Source organism: Desulfomicrobium norvegicum (assembly GCF_900114595.1).
GTDB classification, from domain to species: domain Bacteria; phylum Desulfobacterota; class Desulfovibrionia; order Desulfovibrionales; family Desulfomicrobiaceae; genus Desulfomicrobium; species Desulfomicrobium macestii.
Genome location: NZ_FOTO01000002.1, coordinates 345,484 through 367,138, shown reverse-complemented (window position 1 = coordinate 367,138; position 21,655 = coordinate 345,484). Strand labels below are relative to the sequence as shown.

Below are 21,655 nucleotides of genomic sequence, written 5' to 3'. Positions count from 1 at the left end.
TATAAATTACCTATTGAAAAATATCATCACTAAATAAACTAACCAATTATTAATACTTTACAACAATTTATTTCAAGCTGTTTTTGCAAAACGTACTCGCTGTTAGAGACTTTCCATACTGATAAAAGCTATCTGTATAATCGCTTTGCTTTTGAAAAAGAAAAAAAATCGAAAAAGCAAAACTAGGAAGTGCAGAAGATAATAACCGCGCGATTTTTTTTGGAAAAGGGTAAAACTGTGCGCCTGCAAAATCTACGAGTTGGAATACACCATTCCCCGCCAGTTCAATCATCCTCTGCGTATCTTGCTTAGAAAAAGTCCGGATGTGTGCCGAGTAAGATTTTGCCTGAGTAGGATGTTGCCCAAACAATAAAAGAGCCCTGTTGTGCAGCGAAGCCACGTTAGGAACCCCTATTAAAACATATCCACCTGTCTTCAAAACCCTTGCTGTTTCGTGAAGAATAAAAAAAATATCTTTAATATGTTCTAAAACCTGATTTATGATCACGATATCAAAGTATTCATCTTCAAATGGCAAACGCGAACTTTCCAAATCGACTTGATATGTCTTGACTCCTTTACTTTTCAAGATTGCGCATTGTTGCGCGTCAAACTCAATTCCGAAAAGCTCTACTCCTGGAGAAGATTTGCGGATAATTTCAAGGTCTCGCCCTGTCCCAGCACCAAGATCTAAAGCCTTTTTAAATGAACCTTTATGCCTCAGCAGTCTGCCAATCGCATGGGCACCATACTGCTCACTGCCACATACCCACCTTAGTAACGGGCTCTGCGCACCAACAACACCAGATTTTTTTTTAAACTGCAATTTTTAACCACCCTAAGAAAATTATTTTCAATAAAATTATATTTTATAAAATTTAGAAAAAACTCATATAAAGAAAAAGCATTATAGCTACATTGCAACCTCTTAAAATAAATCAAAACACCTCAACATGCTCCCCGGCAACGGAATACTTCCCCAGGCGTCTTGAGCAGAATATAAATATCGAGCCAAACAGACCAGTTGCGAACATAGTACGCATCCAGCCGAACACGTTCGGCATACGAGATGCCGCTTCTGCCGGATACCTGCCACAGTCCGGTCAAGCCGGGCTTAACCTTCTTGTAGAGGACGAAGCCCCCCTCATACTTGTCCACCTCATCCAAAACGATCGGCCTTGGCCCAACCAGGCTCAGATCCCCACGTAGCACGTTCCATAGCTGAGGCAACTCATCCAAACTGGTTCTGCGCAAAAAATGCCCTACCCGTGTGATGCGAGGATCGCAGGTCAGCTTGTGCATCTCTTCCCATTCTGCGCGCAAAGCTGGATCGGACTGTAGGCATTCTTCCAGAACAGCGCCCGCATCGCGGACCATGGTTCTGAATTTCCAAATGGTTATATCCTTTCCGCCGAGCCCGATCCGTTTGTGGCCAAACAACACAGGCCCTCTGGAGTCCAGCTTGATGATCACGGCAATGATTGCGGAAAGAAGCAAAATTAACGGCAAGCAGATAAAAATCAAGGCCAGTTCCGCACCTCGCTTGATCCACTGTCTTCGCGGATCAAGGAGCTTCTGATGGACTTCAAGGCCCAGAATCCCGCCCATGTCGAAGGCGGATATCCAAAGCGACGATGCCCCGAACAAGTCTGGAATTATGATCAATCGCCTGAAATCAGCGGCTGGCCCTTGCAGCACCTCCACAAGCTTGGCCGGACCTGCGCCAGGCATCGCCACAATAGCAGTGGCGCCTTTACATTCTTCGGTCACCCCCTTTGCAGCGTCCAATGACCCGATCACCGGCACTCCGTTACAGCTGGTGCCATGTTTCCGAGGATCATCGTCAAAAAATGCCACCGGCCGCAAACACAAACGGTGTTCGCGGTCCAGCGCTTTGGCCACAGCTTCTCCCGTCCTGCCAGCGCCCAAAATAATCGCAGGGTGCCCCCAGCGCTTCCAAATTTCCACTTTTCGCCGGACCATTGTCCGAAAAAAAGGCACCGTGCCCAAAACGCCAATCCAAGCCATGACAAAAATCCCACGCGAGTATTGATCGCTTTGTTTGGACAAAAATATGGCACCAAGGAGAATCAAAAAAATTACGGAAGTCGACTGAGTAATTTTCTTGAGCTCAGCGGGCGGACTGAGCAAAATTCCGGGATATAGCCCCGCAATTGCGTACGCGGCAGGGAAAAGAAGCAGAAATGGAATCATGTCCCAGTAAAGAGCAAAACTAAAAGAACCACCCAGAACAAATCTCCCGACGACACTCAAGCACCAGACCAACAACAAGGCCAGGCAGTCGGAAAACAACAAGAGCCCGGTTACCCTCAATCCAGCAAGCGGCCCCTGCTTCGGGAAGTACGCTTTTAGATCATCGCCTGTAACCACTCCTTCAGATCTATGCTTGAACATCCCAACGCCCCATTGCGCGTGCATGCGCTTGAATTTGACTCTCGATAATCTTGGCCATTTCAGCCCTGAACCTCTCCGGCCCAAAACCGCACGCATGCGCCCGGATTTGGGTAGGGTGAAAATGACTTTTCATGCCTTCAAAGCGTTCGACAGCTTCAAGCAAAGCATCCTCGGTCTGCTCATGAAAAAAGATGCCCGTCTTTCCATCCACAACAGTTTCCAATGCCCCCCCCTTGCCAAAGGCAATGACGGGGCGCCCCGAAGCCATCGCCTCAAGAGGCACAATCCCAAAATCTTCCTCCCCAGGAAAAATCAGCGCCTGGCAACGAGAGTAGTGGTTGCGCAATACTTCAAACGGTTGACGGCCCAAAAACTCGACATTGTTGCCAGCTATCTCACGCAAAAGCCGCCCTTGTTCACCTTCCCCGATTATGACCAGGCGTTTCCCTGAACGGGTGAAGGCCTTCACTGCAAGATCGGCCCGCTTGTAACCAACCAACTGCCCGACCATAAGGTAAAAATCATCCTGCTGCTCCGAAACGCAAAAGTCATCCACAGCTACCGGAGGATAAACAACATCCGCGTCACGTCGATAATGCTTGGCGATCCGCCGCGCGACATTCGCCGAATTGGCCACGAAATGATCTACCCTGTCGGCGCTGAGCCTGTCCCAAATGCGCAAGTAATGAAGAAGGGGAGCCATGAAGAATCTTTTGATTCTGCCGGAATTCGACATGTAGTCGTGGTACATGTCCCAGACGTACCGCATGGGGGTGTGGCAGTAACAAATATGCAAGGTCTCAGGGGATGTCAGCACGCCTTTGGCTGGGCCGGATTCACTGGAAATGACGAGATCATATCCCCGCAGATCGAATTGCTCCAGGGCGAGGGGCATAAGAGGCAAATAGTGTTTGTACCAGCGTTCTGAAAAAGGAAGTTTATTGATAAACGACGTGGCTATTTCCCGTGATGCTAAACGATGAGACAGGGCGTCTCGATCCAGTGAAAGAGTAAAAATGTCTGCACGCGGAAAGAGAGTGCACAACTCTTCGACAACCTTCTCACCGCCCCTCTGTGATACAAACCAGTAATGGACAATAGCTACTCTCAAACTGCATTCACCTTCTCAAATATTTGATAATATTCATTTTGATGCGACAACTGATACCGATCAACGCTGATAAACGATGTTGAGGAATGCGACGAATGAACGATCATTAATGAGAGACAGAGATCGGCCTTGGTCTGACACGCACATATGTGGCATGCAGCCCGCCTCAATTGGGGATTAGCCCAAGCAGTTTCTTTACCTTCGAGACTCCTCGCCTCAGCCAAGGAACTAGAACAAAACGGATATCCTGCCAAGCCATAAGCAACTGTGCGCGCCACGGCGAAAGTTTTGCCTTTTCCAATAAATACCGTTTACGAAAGTAATTCATACTCGCCACCTTGACAGAGCGAGTGAAAATATTCGGCTTTTTACCGCAAAAATGTAAAACGGCGGGCTTTATACGGTTCGCGCGTAATGCTTCAGGACTGTAATACTGTCGCAACTCGCTATCTTCATGGTCTACGGGAATGACCTGATATTTAACGCTAAGTATACGTAACAACTCACGTTGGCAACCGTAAGCCCATAGAAAATTAAGAGGCCCCATTTCCCCACCAAAAAGAAAAACATCCGGATCGCACTTTTGAAGCATTGCAATATCGTACCATTCTTGAAGATCAAGCGCTCCTCTCCGCGCAAAAAAAGTTCCTGTACAGGCATAACGAGCCCGAAATTGTGCAAAATCAAAGTCTGGATAGTGCTTGACAATTTCCTGAGGAGCGAAAAACCAAAATGCTATTTCTGCATCGGAGTATGATTTTTGCTGATCAACGATGAAGTCGTAGCCGTGCTTGTAAAATTGTTCTATAACATTACCCCACACTATGGCATCTGCATCAAGATAAAGAGACTCTTCAAAAGGACTATGCCAAAACCCCACCATTTTTGTAAACCCCCACCCAAATCCAGTCGCTTGTAATCGCGGATCAACAACATCCTGACGCGTTAGAGTGGTTACATTTTCATCACGCAGTACTTCACCTAAACAACCAGGATCACCATCAACAATAAAACAGACGCGTGTCTCAGGCCCGAGAAAATGACAAACACTCATGTATGACGCTTGCGCAAAGTGCACATCACCAGGATAACATGTAATGACAACTCCAAATTTTTTTTCCACGGGCACCTCTTAAATCTTGCGCCAATTTTTTACTTATGGCATGCATTGAACTATGAACTCGACCACATGTGAACGCCCGATAATATCATGCGTTGTTGCGACATACAATGCTGCTAATTATTTACCAACACTGCTTGCTTCTTTTGCCGAACAAGACTTGAAGAACACAGAAATAATCGTTCAGGACGGAGCAAGTACCGATGCGACAATGGCTCTTCTCAATCAATGGCAAAAGAGGCTACCGTCTCTCAGAATATCGAGCCGTAGAGACAAGGGCATCTACGAAGCATGGAATAATGCCTTGGACCGCGTCACTGGAGAATGGGTACTATTTTTAGGCGCAGACGATAAATTCATTTCCCCAGCGAGCTTACAAAGCGCCGAAAGCATATTATACAAACTTGGCCCAAAAACCATCTACTTGGCAACCCCTGTCGTAATAGTTAACGACGCTAGTTCAATTGCTGTCGCAGACAGCAAAAGCATACAGCATCCATCAATTGACATTGGACACAACATTCATCAAGGGATGATCTTTCCCCACCAAGGACTATTCCATAGACGAACAATTTTTGATAAATATCGCTTCAATACCCGACTTCACATTGCAGGAGACTATGATTTTTTAGCCAGAACATTTTCTCTAGGAGATATTGAGGTGCGGGATCTGCCTCTTGTATGCATGGCAGTTGGCGGCGTGAGCACATCGCTCTCAAACATGTGGAGAAGCGAATGGGAGCAGTTGTGCATTTCACGGCAACACTTTTCCAAGTCATTCCCATGGAAAATTTATGTACGCTTAACGAGAAGCATTCTTTGTGCAGTTTTGGCCAAACTGTTTGGATTGGCCACAGCGGCCAGATTTGCCAATTTTTTGCGAAAATTGCGCAGACGTCCTCCATTATGGAACATTTCCTCAAAATAATATCACCATGAAAGTATCTCTTGCCATAGCGACCATCGGACGAACCAAGGAACTTAAGCGACTCCTAGAAAGCCTGTGCGACCAGTCTCATACAGATTTCGAAGTTCTCATTGCAGATCAGAATCCTCCAGGATTCCTTGATGGCACATTGGGCGCTTTTGAATCACAACTGGATATCCGACGCGTATGCATTAGCCCTTGCGGCGTTTCAGCAGCCAGAAATGCTCTTTTCGCGCTATTCACCGGTGAAATTGTAGCCTTTCCCGATGATGATTGCTGGTATGCACACGATACGCTGGAAATGGTGGTTAGTTTTTTTCAGCAAGATATCGCCATAAATAGTGCAGTAGGCACCTGGACACATGATGAATTTGCTCAATCTATTTCCGAAGTCAAAGAACACGCTATTCATGCAATGAATCTGCGTGAATTATTCGTACGAGGTGAAACGTATGTACAATTCCACCGCCGCAGCGCCACGATTGCCATTGGCATGTTCGACCCAGAACTTGGACCAGGCACAGGCCTTCCCTATGGCTGCGGAGAGGATACCGACTACCTTTTGCGCGCAGCAAATCACGGACCAGTCTATCGTGCGCCAGCCATTCGGGTTTTCCACCCCCTGCCCAACACACAAAACTATAGCCTTGCCCCCAAATGGCGCGCCTATGGCAGAGGTCGCATGTACGTGCTTAAAAAGCACAACCTCTCCATCTGGTTCAAATTAGCCAATGTCGTTTATCCATTGTGGCGTGGAGTTGTCGAAGGCAAGGCAAATTGGGCCTATCGTTGGCATATGTTCAAAGGCAGGCTAAAAGGCTTGCTGGATAATTGAAACTCCCGACCCGACTGAGCACACTGGAGATTGACGACTACAATCTCGGCACTACTTTTAATGTATCGCACCACTCCAATCTGTAAGTGATACCACACATAATGATTTTCCCTGAAAATAAAATGCACAAAGACTTAAATTTCGCTGCCAACCACATAGCGATATACATCAAGCGTTTCTTTTGCGCACTTTTCCCAAGAATATCTTGCGCATCGGCCATAACCCTTCTCAATCAACCCTTGTCTATAAGAAGAGTCAAACAAGACGCGCTCCAAGGCATTCGCGATGGAATCGACGGACTCTGGGTCAAAAAAACCGGCCGCGTCTCCTAAGACTTCCGGCAACGAGCTTCGATCAGAACAAAGCACTGGACAGCCAACACTCATCGCTTCCAATGGAGGAATCCCAAAGCCCTCATAAAGCGAAGGGTACACAAACACATGCGCAAAGTCGTAAAGGTCAGCCAACACCTCGTCGTCGCCGCTGAAATGCCGTACCTGCAATCGCCCCCCCCCCAACTCTTGAATCCGAGAACGTTCCTGCCTTGTCAGCTCGCCCCCTCCGAAAGCCACCAACTGAAAATTTTTATGTATGGACGGCGAGGCCGCATATCCTTGGAGGAGACGATCAAAATTCTTGTACCCCCCCCGACTGCCAACATACAAAATATAGGGCTCTTCACATCGTCGCATACCGGAGGGCGCGACCATCAACTCATAACCATGATGCACCACTGACGTCTTCGCAGGATCTACCCCTAATAAGCGAATGAGATCTTGTTGCGTGTTCCCAGAAACGCAAATGACATGATCTGCCCTATTGACTGCGGCAGCCTTCTTGAATCTTGTGGTATCACTCGTCTCAAAAGATTCTGGAAAAAGTTCATGAATCATATCATGAACTGTAACTATCACCTTTGCGCTATTTGAGGCCGCAGATTTATACGAGTAGTAAGTCTCATGTACAAGATTCGGACTACACAATCTTACCAAACAAGGAGCTATCAAATTGTTAATTAATTGAATTAACTTACCAGTTTTAGGTATTTGCGGAATATACAAACCTTTTACGCGATCACTATCAAATTTTAAATAACAATTGAAAAAAATTGGACTCGCAAATTTTACATCACAATTGTTATCTCTAGCAATGCGACTCGCCACCTCACAAAAATAGCGCGAAATACCACCGTATTTTTGCTGGTCAAATATCTGATGATCGTAAACAATATTTATTTTTTTAGCATGCATGACAGCGAATTCAAGATTAACGTTCCGATATCTTTTGCCTTATTTAAAGCTCGTCGTCGCCAACTAATTGTGAAATGCCCCTTGGCGGTAAACTCGTCAGCTGACAGATGTGGGAAGACATGCCGTGGGTGGCGAAGCGGAAACTCTATTTCTTTCGTCGGCATATTTGCGTAAATACTAGCACCTGTGGTGTGAGTTGCAGTTTGGCCGAATCCGATGTTTGAAACTAAATTAACTTCAGGCATGATAGCTAGCCGACTTTGCAACCAAGAACTCAAGACCCACTGATAATCCCAAGTGTCGAGAAGGCCGTGATGCACTTCGTCAAAAGCCTGTAGCCAATAGGGTCTCTCGCCACTGCGCCTAATGTAAGCAGCGAGTAAACCATCAAGCTGCGCCTGCGGCCAATCTCTTATTTTAACATCATAGTCCTTCCAAGCCCGACGCCATGACGCCCACCCCCAAATGTGAAGATAACGCGAGAAATAATAGCTCTCAGACACAGACACGCGATCAAAAAGAAAGTTATCACCACTGATCATGGCTACGCGCTCGTCATAACGATATCGTTCAAGCATCTCCTGACAGAAGCGGAAAAAAGTCGGATGAGGCAGGCAGTCATCCTCCAGAATTATCGCCTCCTCTACTTGCTCAAAAACCCAGTCGATGCCGCTTGAAACCCGCCTCTTACAGCCCAGGTTCACTTCTGAAAAGTTGGTCAGCACCTCACACGGCCAGTCAACTTTTTCGATAATGGCCCGCGCTACGGCTACTTGTTCCAATTCTCCTGGTCGCGAAGCACGTGGGCCGTCTCCAACCACCAGGAGCTTGGGCGGACGCACCTTCGCGATCTCTGCAAACACCCTGGCCGTCGTATCCGGGCGATTGAAGATGATGAAAGCGACGGGTGTTATGAGCTTGTACTCACCCATTGGGAAGCCCCAAAAATGGGTAGCCCCCGGCAAAATGAAGAATATAGTTTTCCTTCATTTTATCAGAAACAAACCGAGAATAAACGCGAGGGTATAATGACTTGAGCAAGGCAGGCGGCATAATACTGTGCAATTTTTTCAAAATTTTAAAGTGATACCCATGCGCAAAATTGTATGCGTAATCAGGATCCTCGGCACTCAACGCATGAAGCACCTGTGTATTGAAGCGATCATCCAGAGGTTTGAACAGTCCTTTGGTTTGAGAAACATAGGCGGCAATAGCTTCTTCGTGACTTGTTTCCGGCAAGTCAGACCAATATGCATCTTCAAAAAGTTTGCCGATCACAGACGGCCTGCATAAAAAAGCTCCTCCATTGATAGACCCGTGCAGCAATTCGCTGTCCTGAAACCCACGTGAGGTGAAATAACTCCTGTGGGTCTCCTCCAGTATGTCTGGTCGACGCCAAACGTGGAGGGCAGTCTTTTTAGACTCACGATTGTCAACAGAGGCAGAAAAAGCAAAGGAATCATCGACACAATCAAACACCGAAGGGGCTGTAGTCGAAATCAAGACATCCAGGTCAACAAAAAAAATCCAATCGTAGGAACTATATCGCTTTGGAAGCAACAATTTTTGACTTAATAAACTACGCCGAAATTTTTGGTCGGGAGCTTCATCGCAGACAATCAAATCCGTGCCACATTTCTTGGCATATCCACGAAGGTGGTTCAATGAAAAAGACAGCAGCCTGCTGTACTTCTCACCAACAGCCATTGTGACAACTGCGTATCTGCTCGTCTGCAACATTGTCATGCCCGGAAGGTTCACGAATTAACAATTTTCTTGAAATAGGTGATTGTCTCCTTCAAACCATCTTCGAGACGCACACGGGGTTCCCAACCCAGCTTCTCTTTGGCCAGCGAAATATCCGGTTTTCGCTGCCTTGGGTCATCCGTCGGCAACGGATGAAAGGTGAGTTTCGACTTGCCGCCCACAAGACACAGAACATTCTCTGCCAGTTCCAGCATGGTGAACTCCCCCGGGTTTCCCATATTCACAGGGCCGGTGAAGCCCTTCTCGCTGTCCATCATTCGCACAAAGCCATCGATCATGTCATCTACATAACAGAAAGAACGCGTCTGCTGGCCATCGCCATAAATGGTAAGGTCCTCACCTTTCAGCGCCTGGACAACGAAATTGCTCACCACGCGCCCATCGTTGGGATGCATATTTGGTCCGTAGGTGTTGAAGATTCGAACGACCTTGATGTCCAGATTGTGTTGCCGATAATAATCGAAAAACAACGTTTCGGCGCAGCGCTTGCCTTCGTCATAACAAGACCGTGGCCCTATCGGATTAACCTTACCCCAGTAACTTTCAGGCTGCGGGTGTAATTCAGGATCACCATAGACTTCACTTGTGGACGCTTGAAAAATGCGAGCTTTCACCCGTTTGGCCAGTCCCAACATGTTGATCGCTCCATGAACGCTGGTCTTAGTGGTCTGCACCGGATCTAACTGATAGTGAATAGGGCTTGCAGGACATGCCAAGTTGTAGATCTGATCAACCTCGACATAAAGTGGAAATGTCACATCGTGACGCATTAGCTCAAAATGAGGATGACCGATTAAGTGAGAGATATTGGCTTTACTGCCCGTAAAGAAGTTATCTATACACAAAACATCTGCGCCATCCTTGATATGACGATCACAGAGATGGGAACCAAGAAATCCTGAGCCTCCCGTCACGAGTACTCGTTTATTCATTATCTTTTTTCCAATTTTTAAAATTCATGTCGCTTTCTCTCTATCTACGAAAAAAGCACTTTATCATGCAGCTTTCGCATTTCATCTTCCCAACGCTCTGGATAAAAATGACTAGCGTAAACAGCTTGGGCACTATTCCCCATTCTCTTTCGCTCATTTGGATCGTTTGCCAATTGTATTACACGTTGGGCCAATTCATGCTGATCATCCACATCGACCATCCAACCGGTCTCGCCACTGTGCACTAACTCTGGAAATCCTCCAACATTTGTGACAACGCAAGGCTTACCATAACGCATGGCATCCAACACAGACAAACTCAAATTTTCAACTTTGCTCGGTTGCACATATATGTCGCATTTTTCGTAGTATTTGCTCACATTTTCAGATGTGCCAACAAACTGGATGTTCTTTTGCAAACCCAGATAAGTCACTCTTTGCCGGCATAAATCAATTAATGGGCCTGGCCCAACCCATAAAAAACGCATCATAGGAAGATTTCTAACAACTTCTGCCGCAGCTTCAATCCAAAACATTGGGTTTTTGTAATCAACAACATGGCCAACTGTAAGCACCTGAACACTTTCTTGGCTAACCTCAGGAGGCACGACCACGCTGCCGACGCTACTATATATAACAGCAACTTTTTCTTTACGACAATCCAGCCCCCATACATCTAGCATACGGCTTCTTGCATATTGTGAAACTGTTATGAAACAAATGCCCCTTGGAATCGAGACCTTCCAAATTAACCTGTTAACCAAACGCTTCAATTTAGAGCGAGCATGCTCAGGTGATGTGTGCAGCACGTAAATTGAGCGACGGCCGTTTCCCAAGTGACCAAGAAACAGACCAGGCGTTCCAACAGAAGCAACGATTATGTCTGGACTACTTTCAGCGATAAACGTGTTCAATGTTCGACGTTCTCTGTATAGTCGCCACGGCATCCTTCCGGGGCCCACACGCCCGACAGCCACCTCGCTGATATGCAAAAATCGCACACGATGAGATCGACAATATTCCGACATATCATCGTCATCAACTGGCCCTTGCGCTACTACTGTAAGATTAAAATTATTCTGCTCATAAAATTTTACCAATTGCTTGGCATATGTACGTGTCCCCCCAGCATGATCATATTGCGCCAACAAGAGCACCCGTGGACAATCACTTTTTTTATAAGACATGACGCATAGACTCAAAGAGAAGGCGTGCCTGCTTTCGCATCCGGCGAGGCTCCCAATTGCTCAATAAGGACTTGCCATAGCGTCTCCAACTCGTTTGTTCAGAACGCAGCGCTGCAAAATTAGCCAATAACCATCGCTCCGCAAGAACACACCTAAAACCATCTTTTGGAAAAACTTGTAAGCTATCATTTGCGGCAGCCAACTTAACAAGCCATGCCTCAGTAAATTCTAATCGCTCTTTGTCTGCGAGGAAGTGCCAACCGACTCCTATATCTAAATGAAGGGCCTTCTCAGCAGCAGTTGGCTCAACTTGAAGCTGTTGAAGCAACCTTGTTTGTATCGCCCACACAGCAGCCAGTTGATGATTACTTTTGATCGTAGTAATCTGATTCGCATGAATACGATACAGGGTATGCACCTCAGAAATATTGCAGACTTCGTATTTTCTGGATATACGCTCCCATAATTCGTAATCTTCTGCGAGTGTAAAATTTGTATTGAACCGAAGATTGGCAGCAGCAAGACAAGATCGGCGCAACATAACCGCAGAAGTGGCGATGGGATTATCAAATAACATACGCCCGCGTACAAATACAGGATCTACTGGATACTTCCAAACTTGTTCCTGGCGAAGCCCTAACGTTCGCACCCAGGTACCGCAAAGCCCTAAATTCGCCTGTCCATCAAGCAAAGCAACCTGTCTAAGCAACCTTTGCGAAAGACTGACATCGTCACTATCCAGCCAAGCCAAGTACTCGCCACTCGAGGCCTCAATGGCTCGGTTACGCGCCTCAGACAAACCAAGATTGATAGGGTGAGCGAGATATCGGACCCGTCTATCCCTGTATGATGCTATGATTTCGGCACTTTTATCAGTTGAACCATCGTCAAAAACCAGAAGTTCAAAGTCACGAAAGCTCTGCGTCAGAACGCTGTTTATAGCCTGTGCGATATACTTCTCGCCATTGTACACAGGCATAAGTACAGATACTTTGGGCATGTTTTAGCTCTAGCCTGCTACAGCCTGCCGTTTCAAGCGCAATGGAAATTCCTGATGTGCACTTTCATTGACGATGCCGTAGTATGACTTTCTATCGATACGAAACCCCTCTTGGCACATTCTTAGCATATCCTCTTGGTGAACCGACCCGTGTAAGTTCTCGATGTCTGTTTGAACCCTATTATACGGGATATTGATAAGCCGGGATTTGGAATAGCAAACACCAAGACGCCAGCTAAAAAGTCCGTGAAATTTCTGCAACTTTTCTTCAAAATGATTAGGAGAGTCAAAATCTATGCTTTTCGCCAATGCTAAAATTTCGTTACGCTGAAAAAAATGGCCATCAACAGACAGCGGATAGTTCCAATCAAGTTCACCGTATTTCCAAATCCATGCCTGCAACTTCTTATCATGTTGCAACTCGAGTGAAAACAGAGAAGGGACAGATTGTGAGCGATTCAATGTATAGCTTCGAGCAAGATTTTTACCCATCCGCAGACTAGGTACACAGTACATGGACGCCATCCCTGCAAAAAACGTCAGATCTACGGACTCCACAAACATATTATCATCAACCAAGAAGAAGATATTATCAGCAGGACTTTCGGAAAGTACCTCTAATAACAGCGGCCTGAAATCATGTCTATTTTCTTGACGCCGCACCTCAATCATCCCTTCGTACTCTTGAAAAACAACATTATAACCTGTATCATAATCGCTGCTAGTAGTCCGGTAGATGACGGTCAATTTTGAACGACCCTTCACAAGGTCGCGGTATGATCCGAGCAGCGCGTGAAGCTGAAGAGGGCGATCCATCGAAAACACAATTCCCGAAACATTATTAGCAGGCCCATTCTCACGCACCTGATCATTGAGTTCACACCATGCACCAGCCAGTAGCCGCAGCTCTTTTTGCTGCGACATCATATCACAATAATTTCGCCGAAATACTTTATTTATTAACATTCGAATCAAACAACACCGCCATTATGCTAAACGCAAAAACTTGTTTACAAAGTAAAAACAATTTGCTATTATAATAAGAGAAATTTTAAAAATCACTTACTGAAGTAAAAACAGCCGCATCCATAGCGCTGCCCAACTGTATCTTCGCAGCTTGCTCGCTGAACAAAAACCCCATCATCTTTAACAAAAGCAAATGATTTTAAATTTAAAGATGAAAAAAAAGACAACACTTGACTATATGTATATATGCGATGCGCGTTATACTGAATAATAGCATGCTCACCTAGCGGAACGACAAAGAGTAATGTCCCACCTGGCTTAAGGACACGAATCAGCTCTCTCATGGCCTTGATGTCACCTTGCGGATCAAAAGTATCACCATAGCGCTCTAACCCCACGTGCTCGACAACATGCATACAGGATAGAGATCCGATCGACGCATCTTCAAAAGGCAAGCAGAGCAAATTAGCATGGCCACACGAAAGATCCCAAAGAGTAAGCGGTGCTGGGCGGTAATCAAAAAACCTAACGGGAAAAAAAGCTGACACTAGTGACACAAATGCGAGACTCGATCCTATATCATAATGACAGTCAGGCTTGTTCTTAGCCAGAATACGAGCGGCCCAAGCAGGATGATAGATATAGTGATAATCAAAACCGGTTTGCGCTGTAGCATCCCCTAAACAGGGGAGTCTGTCTTCCCATTTGCAAACAAAACGCCCGCAATCTTGAAGCAAAGAAGACTTTTCCGCGAAATTCTGCTGAAAATCAATGTCTGACATAGAAGGAAATTCACCCCTTCTTTGGTACATGCGCACAAGCCCATAAGGCAAAAAAACCTTAAGCAATTTTTTCAGCAACATTTCACATCTCCGCCCAAAAAAACTATAAATTTGATTTTTTCCACACATCATTACGGACAAGCAGAGTATTTATATATGTATCCGCATATATAGAGTAATTCTTGCTCTTCAAATATAATATCAAACTATCTTTTTTTTCAGAAACTGTAAACTCTGTATAAGTAAGAGTTTCAACGCAAATTATCTGTGGAGATGTTTTCTCAAAATCTATGCTTTTTAAAATGACCTCATCAAAACCTTCGACATCAAGAGTTAAAAAATGAGGAAAAATGCCATTCGAATATTCATCTATAATCCTATTAATATTTTTTACTGGAACCTGAACAACATCAATTATCCTTCTTTCAGTATTTGCCTCAAGACGAATAGCCTCATCTTTTGACGCGGTATTTAATGTAGAGATATCCATTATATAATAATCAATAAAACCATCTTCTTTTCCTACACAAAAATTAAGATTTATATCTTTTGGCCTATGCTGCTTAAACGACTTAAGCATGGCTTTATTCGGTTCAATATTAATCCCCCGAGAACCATTAGCATATAAAATAGCAGTATTGTTTAAATAAAAAGGGTGATGAGCCCCAATATCTATATATGAAGGTCGAGCGATATTTAATGAATTAAAAACAAAACGAACGATTACATCCTCACCGCACTGAGAATATGATATTTGGCCGCGATTTTTTGAAACTAATTTTTGCAGAAAACTCCTAAACATCATCAAACGCTCCCTTGATGCTGCGCTACAAGACGTAGCAAATTCTTCGCTGTCAACTTGTCTGTGAGCGAATGAAGAACGTAACTACGAGGCGTGTAACATCTACGGTTACTGAAAAAAGCTATCAGTTTTATTGCAAGATCTTCGCTATCTATCCAAAGCTCGCCAGTATGCTCAGAAAGATATGGAGCGGAAGACGCATAAGCTGGTATCGGCCATATTTTATCAGCGCCTGCCCATACAAATGTAGGAACGTCCATGGCCCACGCTTCGGCTAAAGCTATCCCCTGGCTTTCAGCCCCGCCCATATATATCATACACTCGCTAGATTCCAAAAAAGCTTTAAATGTGGACGCATCATATTCACCATATCGCAGAATTTTTACGCACATGTGCAAACTTTCCAAAACCCTTTCTACGTCACCAAGCGGCGCAAAGCTATTTTTTAAATAGATCAAAACGTGCCCAGGACGTGGAGGATTTCGCCGCACCCAAAAATCAACGTCAACACCTGAAGGCCAAATAGCGATTTTATTATCTAAGGCCGGGCAATCTTCCACGTATAGCCGTCTAGTCCACTCAGAGTTTACAACATATAAATCTACGGCTTCGTTCGCAACGAGGTAATCACATAGCGAAGGTAGCACGCAGATGTTCGGCCCAGCAGCGAGAAATTTAATCCGGCCAGCAGCTTTTTGCTCAATAGCAAAACGTAACGTATCAACCCCAGACAGAACAATAACTTCACAAGAAGACAAAAAAGGAGGATTGTAAGAAAATGAAACGCCATTTTGCCTCAATCCTGCCAACAGACTACGAGTTACGGCATAGTGCCCCCCCACGGGACGCCTGAACCAAGCCTTCAAGCACCGTAATCCATACCAAAGCGACGTACGCTTCAACCAAGAATTATCCGGCACAGCCTCGCGCCGCCACCAAGGAGGGGGGGACGTGTAAATTGCAAGTTGTGAATTCATTACAATGGGTTAATGCGAATAAGACAACTGATAGTCAATTTATAAAAAATCCACCACATGACTTACAAAAGACCAGTATATTTGCGAAACAATGCTGAAAAACGATAACATAAACATATTAAAATACTCTACTCATTAATAAAATCTCCATCAGGTCCAACAAAACCATTAATACCAAGAAATTTTAGACTGGCAATATGTTTTTTTCCTATAAAGCGAGGCAATACATTCTCTATAGACCTGCCCATCATGAGCATGGGAATAGAGCACAGAAGAGCAAATATAAATATTCTGATACATTTTTTTGAAACCGCGTAGCACCGTGTAGATACCGAACCATTTCGAAATAAAAAAGAAATTTTATCGGAACTCCATGAATCTAAACAAAAACTATTTGTTATGACATATCGGGCACTAAGCTTAAAAAAAAGATCAACTTCTTTATCGAATCCACATTTCATCATCGCATAAAGAAGCATAACGGCTTCTCCCAGCCCTTTGAAGGGAGAGTCAACAGCCCAACGAACAATAGGGCTAGATCCAATGTAATAGTAATCGATACTAGCGGGCATAAATTCTTGGATGTCAATCATGCCCCCCTCAATCAAGATTACTTTCGCAAATGGAATACTCTCTGATATTGACGCTAACGTACGCTGCGTCTGAATGATGCGCTCTTCATAGGTATAAACACTCCTAATCGCAGTATACGACAATGGCTTCTGTGTAGGCAAAGCACATGAAACGACAATTACACAAACACTCATTCCGATAATCGCTTTAAAATGTACGTTGACTTATCCATAACAGAAGTTTCGGATATCCACGCTCGTGTCTCTCGTTGGCAAAGCGCATCAAGCAAACTCCCAAAATCAAAGTAAAAAACATTAAAAGAAAATCTGAGCATCCGATTTATAAATATCCTGCCCGCACACCCCATCGCAACAACAACAACACCAAAGCTACTGGACTCCTCCAAGAAACTAGAAGACTCGAAACATATCCTGTCAATATCTTTATAAGAATCACTTGCGGGCGTTTTCACATGAAATGCAGTCCCAAAAAGCAACATTTTTACATTGTCTGGAACATCACAGCATCCGACAAATAAAATTGTTTTCGCGCGCAATAATCGCAAGAAGTCAATACAATATTCTGTATCTACGACTGCCTGATGATGCAAAGCACATGTATTATATATTTTATTACCAAGAAAGTATGGAAAACACCGCACAAGAAAAAAATCACACCGTTCATCCGCACCCAAATGCACACCGGGACGCATGCCATATTCCATGCCAAAACGAGAAGAATTAAGCGGCAACGTCTTCAGGATTCCTGGACCACTAGCAGAAAATGCCTCGATCATCTCAAGGGTCATCTGGGAATTTTTTTCCTGCAGAAGGTCACCTTCACCGTCCGCGATACAAACGTCTCCATCACCAAAGCGCAAGTAAGCACCAGACTGTTCCAACTCGACTAGCCTTAAACACTCATCTAGAGTCTCTCGTGTTGAACAAATTGGAACAGAGACAGCGCGAATTCGTTTCAAAATCAAAGCATCGCACAATGAACGTATTAATTTATATATACCCTTGAATATGTACATAAATATAGAGACCTATTGTATTTTCCATTGATTTTTTAAAAACAACTTCGCGCTGTAATCATGCGAAGAGCCCAAATTTTGGGAACCATACGCCTGACGGATAACGGAAAATGGTAAAACAGCATCGACATCATCAAAATTATCCGCGCCAGGAACATGCAACACAATTCTAAAATAATAGCTCCCTATGGGCAGCGGATCTAATTTTATTATGCATAACACATTTTCTATCGAACTATTTACTGAAAAATCATGCATAGTTTCTGAGGCACTTGCCGTAACTACATCATCAGACTCATTTTTTATAAACCAAAGAATTTGGTATTGTTTATTTTTTGGCAATTTACCTGGAGATATTTTACATGACAAGACGAGCTCTGTATGCGACGTACAACTTGTTAAAGATGTTCCATCTGACGCAGAAAGTATTACCTTTCGCAAAAAAGGGAAATCTGAATCCTTATCACGAACGACAATATCACCTTTCTTCACTTGCTCAGATCGATCTGCTAAATATTTATCTGTAATTTCACTTGCACTACCTTCCGCAAGGACACATCCATTTCCAAATAATATTGCCCTATTGCATAGCTTATTAACGAAATGCAACTGATGGCTCACAAGTAGAACTGTCTTGCCTTTTTCTGAACTAACTTCTTCCATTTTTCTAATGCATTTTTTTTGAAAATCCATATCGCCTACCGCTAGCACTTCGTCGACAATAAGTATTTCTGGATCTAGACTTGCAGCAACGGCAAATGCTAAGCGAACATACATACCTGAAGAATAACGCTTAACGGGCGTATCTAAAAATCTCTCCACTCCTGCAAAATCGACTATTTCATCAAATTTTTTATTTACTTCGAACCGACTCATTCCAAGAATAGCGGCATTTAAAAAAATATTTTCCCTCCCAGTCAATTCGGAATGAAACCCCGTACCCACTTCTAACAGACTAGCCACCCTTCCGCGCAAGTGAACACGCCCCGCCGTTGGTTCCGTGATGCGCGAAAGGATTTTAAGCAACGTAGACTTACCAGCTCCATTATGTCCTACAATACCAATTCTATCACCTGGCATGACTTCAAAATTCAAATCTTTCAGCGCCCAGAACTCTTCTTTATTATCCTGGCGCCTAAACAACTTTTTAGGCAGCTGAAAAATTTCCTCACGCAAGGACTTATAATGCGTCTGCCCCTCATGCCGAATGACATATTTTTTGCCGAGACCCTCTACGGAGATGATAGGCTTCATGCTCGTCTCCTTAGATTACGTCCGCAAAAGTGCGTTCTGTTTTTCGAAAAATGACAATACCCCACCACATGAAAATTACTGCACATGTAAGACTTATAGCCAGAGCCCTTCCCGGAAAATCCACAGATCCCAGCACTGCCCAGCGAAAGCCATCAATAACCCCAACCATGGGATTACATTCAAAAAGCAAGCGCCACTGTTCAGGCACGATGCTTGATGAGAAACCCACAGGCGAAACATACAGACCAAATTGTGTAATGAAGGGTACGATAATTCGAAAATCACGATAGGTCACATTGAGTGAACACAATATCAACCCCGGGCCCAGGGACACCACACCCGCCAGCAATGTCAGCAACGGTACTGTCAATATCTGAAGTGGCGGAACATGCTGATACCACACCATAAGCAAACCAAGGATCACGAAAGAAATACAAAAATCAACGATGGCAACGCCTACGCTGGCCGCAGGAACTATGACACGCGGAAAATATACTTTGGAAACTAGATTGGCATTGCTCACCAGACTATTGGCAGAACTGGACAACGCCGTGGAAAAGAGCTGCCAGGGCAGCATGGCCGCAAAGACCATGAGAGCATAGGGCGCAGTTCCTTCAGATGGAAGATTAGCAACCTTGCCAAACACAAAGGTGAAGGCCAGCATGGTGAGAAGAGGGCGCAGCACTGCCCAGAGGATACCCACCACAGTCTGTTTGTATTGAACGGCGACATCACGCCAAGTCAGAATGAAAAAAAGCTCGCGGTATCGCCACAGATCTTTCCAATACTCGCGCTCTGTTCTCCCCGCTTCAAGAATCAATTCCATTGCTACTCCAGCACCTCAGTCATGCCCTGATAAAATATAACTAAAGACGAAGACACAATATCAGGTCTTCCTTTGACGATTCTTGCATTTTCATTCCCAATCCAGGCTGCTTAAACACCACGAAAATTTCCCTCACCACTCTCTCATTGCCCTTACCTGCGAAAAATACTCTTCCCAACCCGTCCAATGTGAGCAAGCAGCTCCTCATTGTCGATATGATGAAAAAGCGACAGGTCAAAGGTATAGGGCAGGAGCAAATCATCCAGTCTCAAACTGATCCGGTTCAAGTCCTGCAATGTGAGATCGTTTCCCTTGAGCACCAGATCGATATCCGAGCCAGGCTTATGCACGCCCTTGGCCCGCGAGCCGTAGAGAATCGCTTCCTCGACCACGGGATCGTCGCGCAATACGTCGACGATCCGTTCAAACATGGAGCTTTCGATCCCGAAACGATTTTCTGATGCCTCGCCCCGATTTCGATCAAGCAAGGACTCCATCTTCTCTTGCAGAACCACAAATAACCCGAAGTAAACGCCCAGAATGGCGTCGACAACCTCCCTGGCTGTCTCTTCGTTGTAAGTATGCGAGGTTTTGGTTCTGCTTTTGTAGGCGTCCATCCATTTGTCACCGTCAGCAATCAGCCCAAGCTGGAAGGCTTTGCGAATGGCGTCGCGGGATCCGTAGATGTCCGTCTGTCCCTGGTTTTCCAGAAAGTCCTTCATGACATTCCAGGCCAGTTCATATGTATATTCAAAGGCTTGAATCGCCCCCTGTTCCTCCAGCTCGTTCAACTGCCCCTTATCCACAAATTTTTTCAGCTGGGACAACGCCTTCTTGAAATTCGCAAACCGCTGCTCCCAGCGGACATCCAAACTGTTTCCCGTCATGCCGTGCCCCCCTCGCAACCAAGTCCACGAGCACCCAACTCTACCCAAATTTCCTGAAAATCCTTGTACGCAAGCCCGATCCCCACCGGCATCGCAATATTCGACCGCCACCCCATGCCGCCCATCCTGGACACATCGAGAAGCTTCTGCGGCGTCCCATCGGGCTTGCTCGAATCAAACTCAACCTCGCCCTCAAAACCCACAGCCTCCGCCACCATGCCCGCCAGTTCCGCGATGGTCACGTCCTGACCGCAGCCGATGTTGACCAAGGGCGGCTCGTGGTCACAAAACAGCGCGTCGGTTTTGCCGGACTCGGTCATCAGGAACACGCATGCGTCGGCCAAGTCGTCGCTGTAGAGGAATTCGCGGCGCGGCGTGCCCGTGCCCCAGACCATGAAACGCCTGTCACCCCGCACCTTGGCTTCGTGGGCCTTGCGGATAAGGGCGGGCAGGACGTGGCTGGTTTGCAGGTCGTAGTTGTCGCCAGGGCCGTAGAGGTTGGTGGGCATGACGGCAAGATACTTGGTGCCGTACTGGCGGTTGTAAGCCCAGCACATCTCAATGCCGGCGATCTTGGCCACGGCATAGGGCCGGTTCGTGGTTTCCAAGGAACCGGTCAGCAGATATTCTTCCTTGATCGGCTGGGGGCAAAGTTTCGGATAAATGCACGACGATCCCAGAAAAAGGAGCTTTTTGGCCCCATGTCTGTAGGCGGCGTCGATCACGTTTGTCTGGATCTGAAGATTGTCGCGGATGAAATCCGCCGGGTAGGTGTCGTTGGCGTGAATGCCTCCGACCTTGGCTGCGGCAAGGAATACGTACTCCGGCTTCTCTGCCGCAAAAAAATCTTCGACGGCCTGCTGACTGCGCAAATCATGCTCTGCACTTGTCCGTTTGAGAATATTGCCAAAGCCGTCTTTCTCCAGTCTTCGGCAAATGGCGCTTCCAACCAGACCGCGATGTCCGGCTACGTAGATTCTGCTGTCTTTTTCCATCATTTTCTGACG

At 45.5% G+C, this 21,655-nt stretch carries 22 protein-coding genes; 2 read left to right on the top strand and 20 right to left on the bottom strand.

The window, feature by feature from the left end; translation table 11 throughout:
* Positions 1–67 precede the first annotated feature (67 nt).
* The 4 genes from BMZ24_RS05635 to BMZ24_RS05620 form a co-directional block, all read right to left on the bottom strand.
* Positions 68–826, bottom strand: coding sequence for a class I SAM-dependent methyltransferase (locus BMZ24_RS05635; protein WP_092190144.1), 759 nt, complete (start codon positions 824–826; stop codon positions 68–70).
* Positions 827–948: 122 nt separating this feature from the next.
* Entirely contained in the window at positions 949–2,415 is a 1,467-nt protein-coding gene (gene wbaP / locus BMZ24_RS05630; protein WP_092190142.1) for an undecaprenyl-phosphate galactose phosphotransferase WbaP, read from the bottom strand.
* A complete protein-coding gene (locus tag BMZ24_RS05625; protein ID WP_092190140.1) occupies positions 2,402–3,526 on the bottom strand; it encodes a glycosyltransferase family 4 protein in 1,125 nt (374 codons plus the stop codon). The genes wbaP and BMZ24_RS05625 overlap by 14 nt, the downstream gene beginning before the upstream one ends.
* 166 nt (positions 3,527–3,692) lie before the next feature.
* Complete coding sequence (locus BMZ24_RS05620; RefSeq protein WP_143077845.1) at positions 3,693–4,649, bottom strand: hypothetical protein; 957 nt, start codon at positions 4,647–4,649, stop codon at positions 3,693–3,695.
* 52 nt (positions 4,650–4,701) lie between these two features.
* On the opposite strand from BMZ24_RS05620, the gene BMZ24_RS05615 reads away from it, so the two are divergent.
* A complete protein-coding gene (locus BMZ24_RS05615; RefSeq protein WP_092190136.1) occupies positions 4,702–5,574 on the top strand; it encodes a glycosyltransferase in 873 nt (290 codons plus the stop codon).
* Between the two features lie 7 nt (positions 5,575–5,581).
* The gene (locus BMZ24_RS05610) at positions 5,582–6,409 is read left to right on the top strand and encodes a glycosyltransferase family 2 protein (protein WP_092190134.1); all 828 of its coding nucleotides are present in this window, start codon (positions 5,582–5,584) and stop codon (positions 6,407–6,409) included.
* A gap of 134 nt (positions 6,410–6,543) precedes the next feature.
* On the opposite strand, the gene BMZ24_RS05605 is transcribed toward BMZ24_RS05610, so the two are convergent.
* From BMZ24_RS05605 to BMZ24_RS05540, 16 genes are all read right to left on the bottom strand, one after another.
* Positions 6,544–7,659 carry a glycosyltransferase family 4 protein gene (locus BMZ24_RS05605; RefSeq protein ID WP_092190132.1) on the bottom strand — a complete coding sequence of 372 codons (1,116 nt, stop codon included), beginning with the start codon at positions 7,657–7,659 and terminating at the stop codon, positions 6,544–6,546.
* Positions 7,641–8,591, bottom strand: a complete 951-nt coding sequence (locus tag BMZ24_RS05600) for a hemolytic protein HlpA-like protein (RefSeq protein ID WP_092190130.1) — start codon at positions 8,589–8,591, stop codon at positions 7,641–7,643. The genes BMZ24_RS05605 and BMZ24_RS05600 overlap by 19 nt, the downstream gene beginning before the upstream one ends.
* Positions 8,584–9,366, bottom strand: coding sequence for a hypothetical protein (locus BMZ24_RS05595; protein WP_143077844.1), 783 nt, complete (start codon positions 9,364–9,366; stop codon positions 8,584–8,586). The genes BMZ24_RS05600 and BMZ24_RS05595 overlap by 8 nt, the downstream gene beginning before the upstream one ends.
* Positions 9,367–9,416: 50 nt before the next feature.
* Entirely contained in the window at positions 9,417–10,358 is a 942-nt protein-coding gene (locus BMZ24_RS05590) for a UDP-glucuronic acid decarboxylase family protein (protein WP_092190126.1), read from the bottom strand.
* Between the two features lie 44 nt (positions 10,359–10,402).
* On the bottom strand, positions 10,403–11,545 hold the full coding sequence (locus tag BMZ24_RS05585; protein WP_092190124.1) for a glycosyltransferase: 1,143 nt from the start codon (positions 11,543–11,545) through the stop codon (positions 10,403–10,405).
* On the bottom strand, positions 11,535–12,545 hold the full coding sequence (locus BMZ24_RS05580) for a glycosyltransferase family 2 protein (RefSeq protein ID WP_092190122.1): 1,011 nt from the start codon (positions 12,543–12,545) through the stop codon (positions 11,535–11,537). The genes BMZ24_RS05585 and BMZ24_RS05580 overlap by 11 nt, the downstream gene beginning before the upstream one ends.
* A 9-nt stretch (positions 12,546–12,554) precedes the next feature.
* Positions 12,555–13,469, bottom strand: a complete 915-nt coding sequence (locus tag BMZ24_RS05575; RefSeq protein ID WP_143077843.1) for a hypothetical protein — start codon at positions 13,467–13,469, stop codon at positions 12,555–12,557.
* A 134-nt stretch (positions 13,470–13,603) separates the two neighbouring features.
* The gene (locus BMZ24_RS05570) at positions 13,604–14,374 is read right to left on the bottom strand and encodes a DUF268 domain-containing protein (protein ID WP_208599806.1); all 771 of its coding nucleotides are present in this window, start codon (positions 14,372–14,374) and stop codon (positions 13,604–13,606) included.
* Positions 14,375–14,396: 22 nt separating this feature from the next.
* A complete protein-coding gene (locus tag BMZ24_RS05565) occupies positions 14,397–15,098 on the bottom strand; it encodes an FkbM family methyltransferase (RefSeq protein ID WP_092190117.1) in 702 nt (233 codons plus the stop codon).
* Positions 15,098–15,961 (bottom strand): glycosyltransferase family 4 protein, encoded by an 864-nt coding sequence (locus BMZ24_RS19395; protein WP_143077842.1) that lies wholly within the window; start codon positions 15,959–15,961, stop codon positions 15,098–15,100. Before BMZ24_RS19395 ends, BMZ24_RS05565 begins: the two co-directional genes overlap by 1 nt.
* 239 nt (positions 15,962–16,200) lie before the next feature.
* Positions 16,201–16,665, bottom strand: a complete 465-nt coding sequence (locus tag BMZ24_RS19390) for a hypothetical protein (RefSeq protein WP_143077841.1) — start codon at positions 16,663–16,665, stop codon at positions 16,201–16,203.
* A 170-nt stretch (positions 16,666–16,835) separates the two neighbouring features.
* Positions 16,836–17,546, bottom strand: coding sequence for a hypothetical protein (locus BMZ24_RS19385; protein ID WP_143077840.1), 711 nt, complete (start codon positions 17,544–17,546; stop codon positions 16,836–16,838).
* A 147-nt stretch (positions 17,547–17,693) separates the two neighbouring features.
* The gene (locus BMZ24_RS05555; RefSeq protein WP_092190113.1) at positions 17,694–18,935 is read right to left on the bottom strand and encodes an ABC transporter ATP-binding protein; all 1,242 of its coding nucleotides are present in this window, start codon (positions 18,933–18,935) and stop codon (positions 17,694–17,696) included.
* A gap of 10 nt (positions 18,936–18,945) precedes the next feature.
* Positions 18,946–19,761 carry an ABC transporter permease gene (locus BMZ24_RS05550; protein WP_092190111.1) on the bottom strand — a complete coding sequence of 272 codons (816 nt, stop codon included), beginning with the start codon at positions 19,759–19,761 and terminating at the stop codon, positions 18,946–18,948.
* A gap of 152 nt (positions 19,762–19,913) precedes the next feature.
* Positions 19,914–20,648, bottom strand: coding sequence for an HI0074 family nucleotidyltransferase substrate-binding subunit (locus BMZ24_RS20090; protein WP_161949047.1), 735 nt, complete (start codon positions 20,646–20,648; stop codon positions 19,914–19,916).
* Entirely contained in the window at positions 20,645–21,643 is a 999-nt protein-coding gene (locus tag BMZ24_RS05540; RefSeq protein WP_092190246.1) for a GDP-L-fucose synthase family protein, read from the bottom strand. The genes BMZ24_RS20090 and BMZ24_RS05540 overlap by 4 nt, the downstream gene beginning before the upstream one ends.
* Positions 21,644–21,655: the final 12 nt, after the last annotated feature.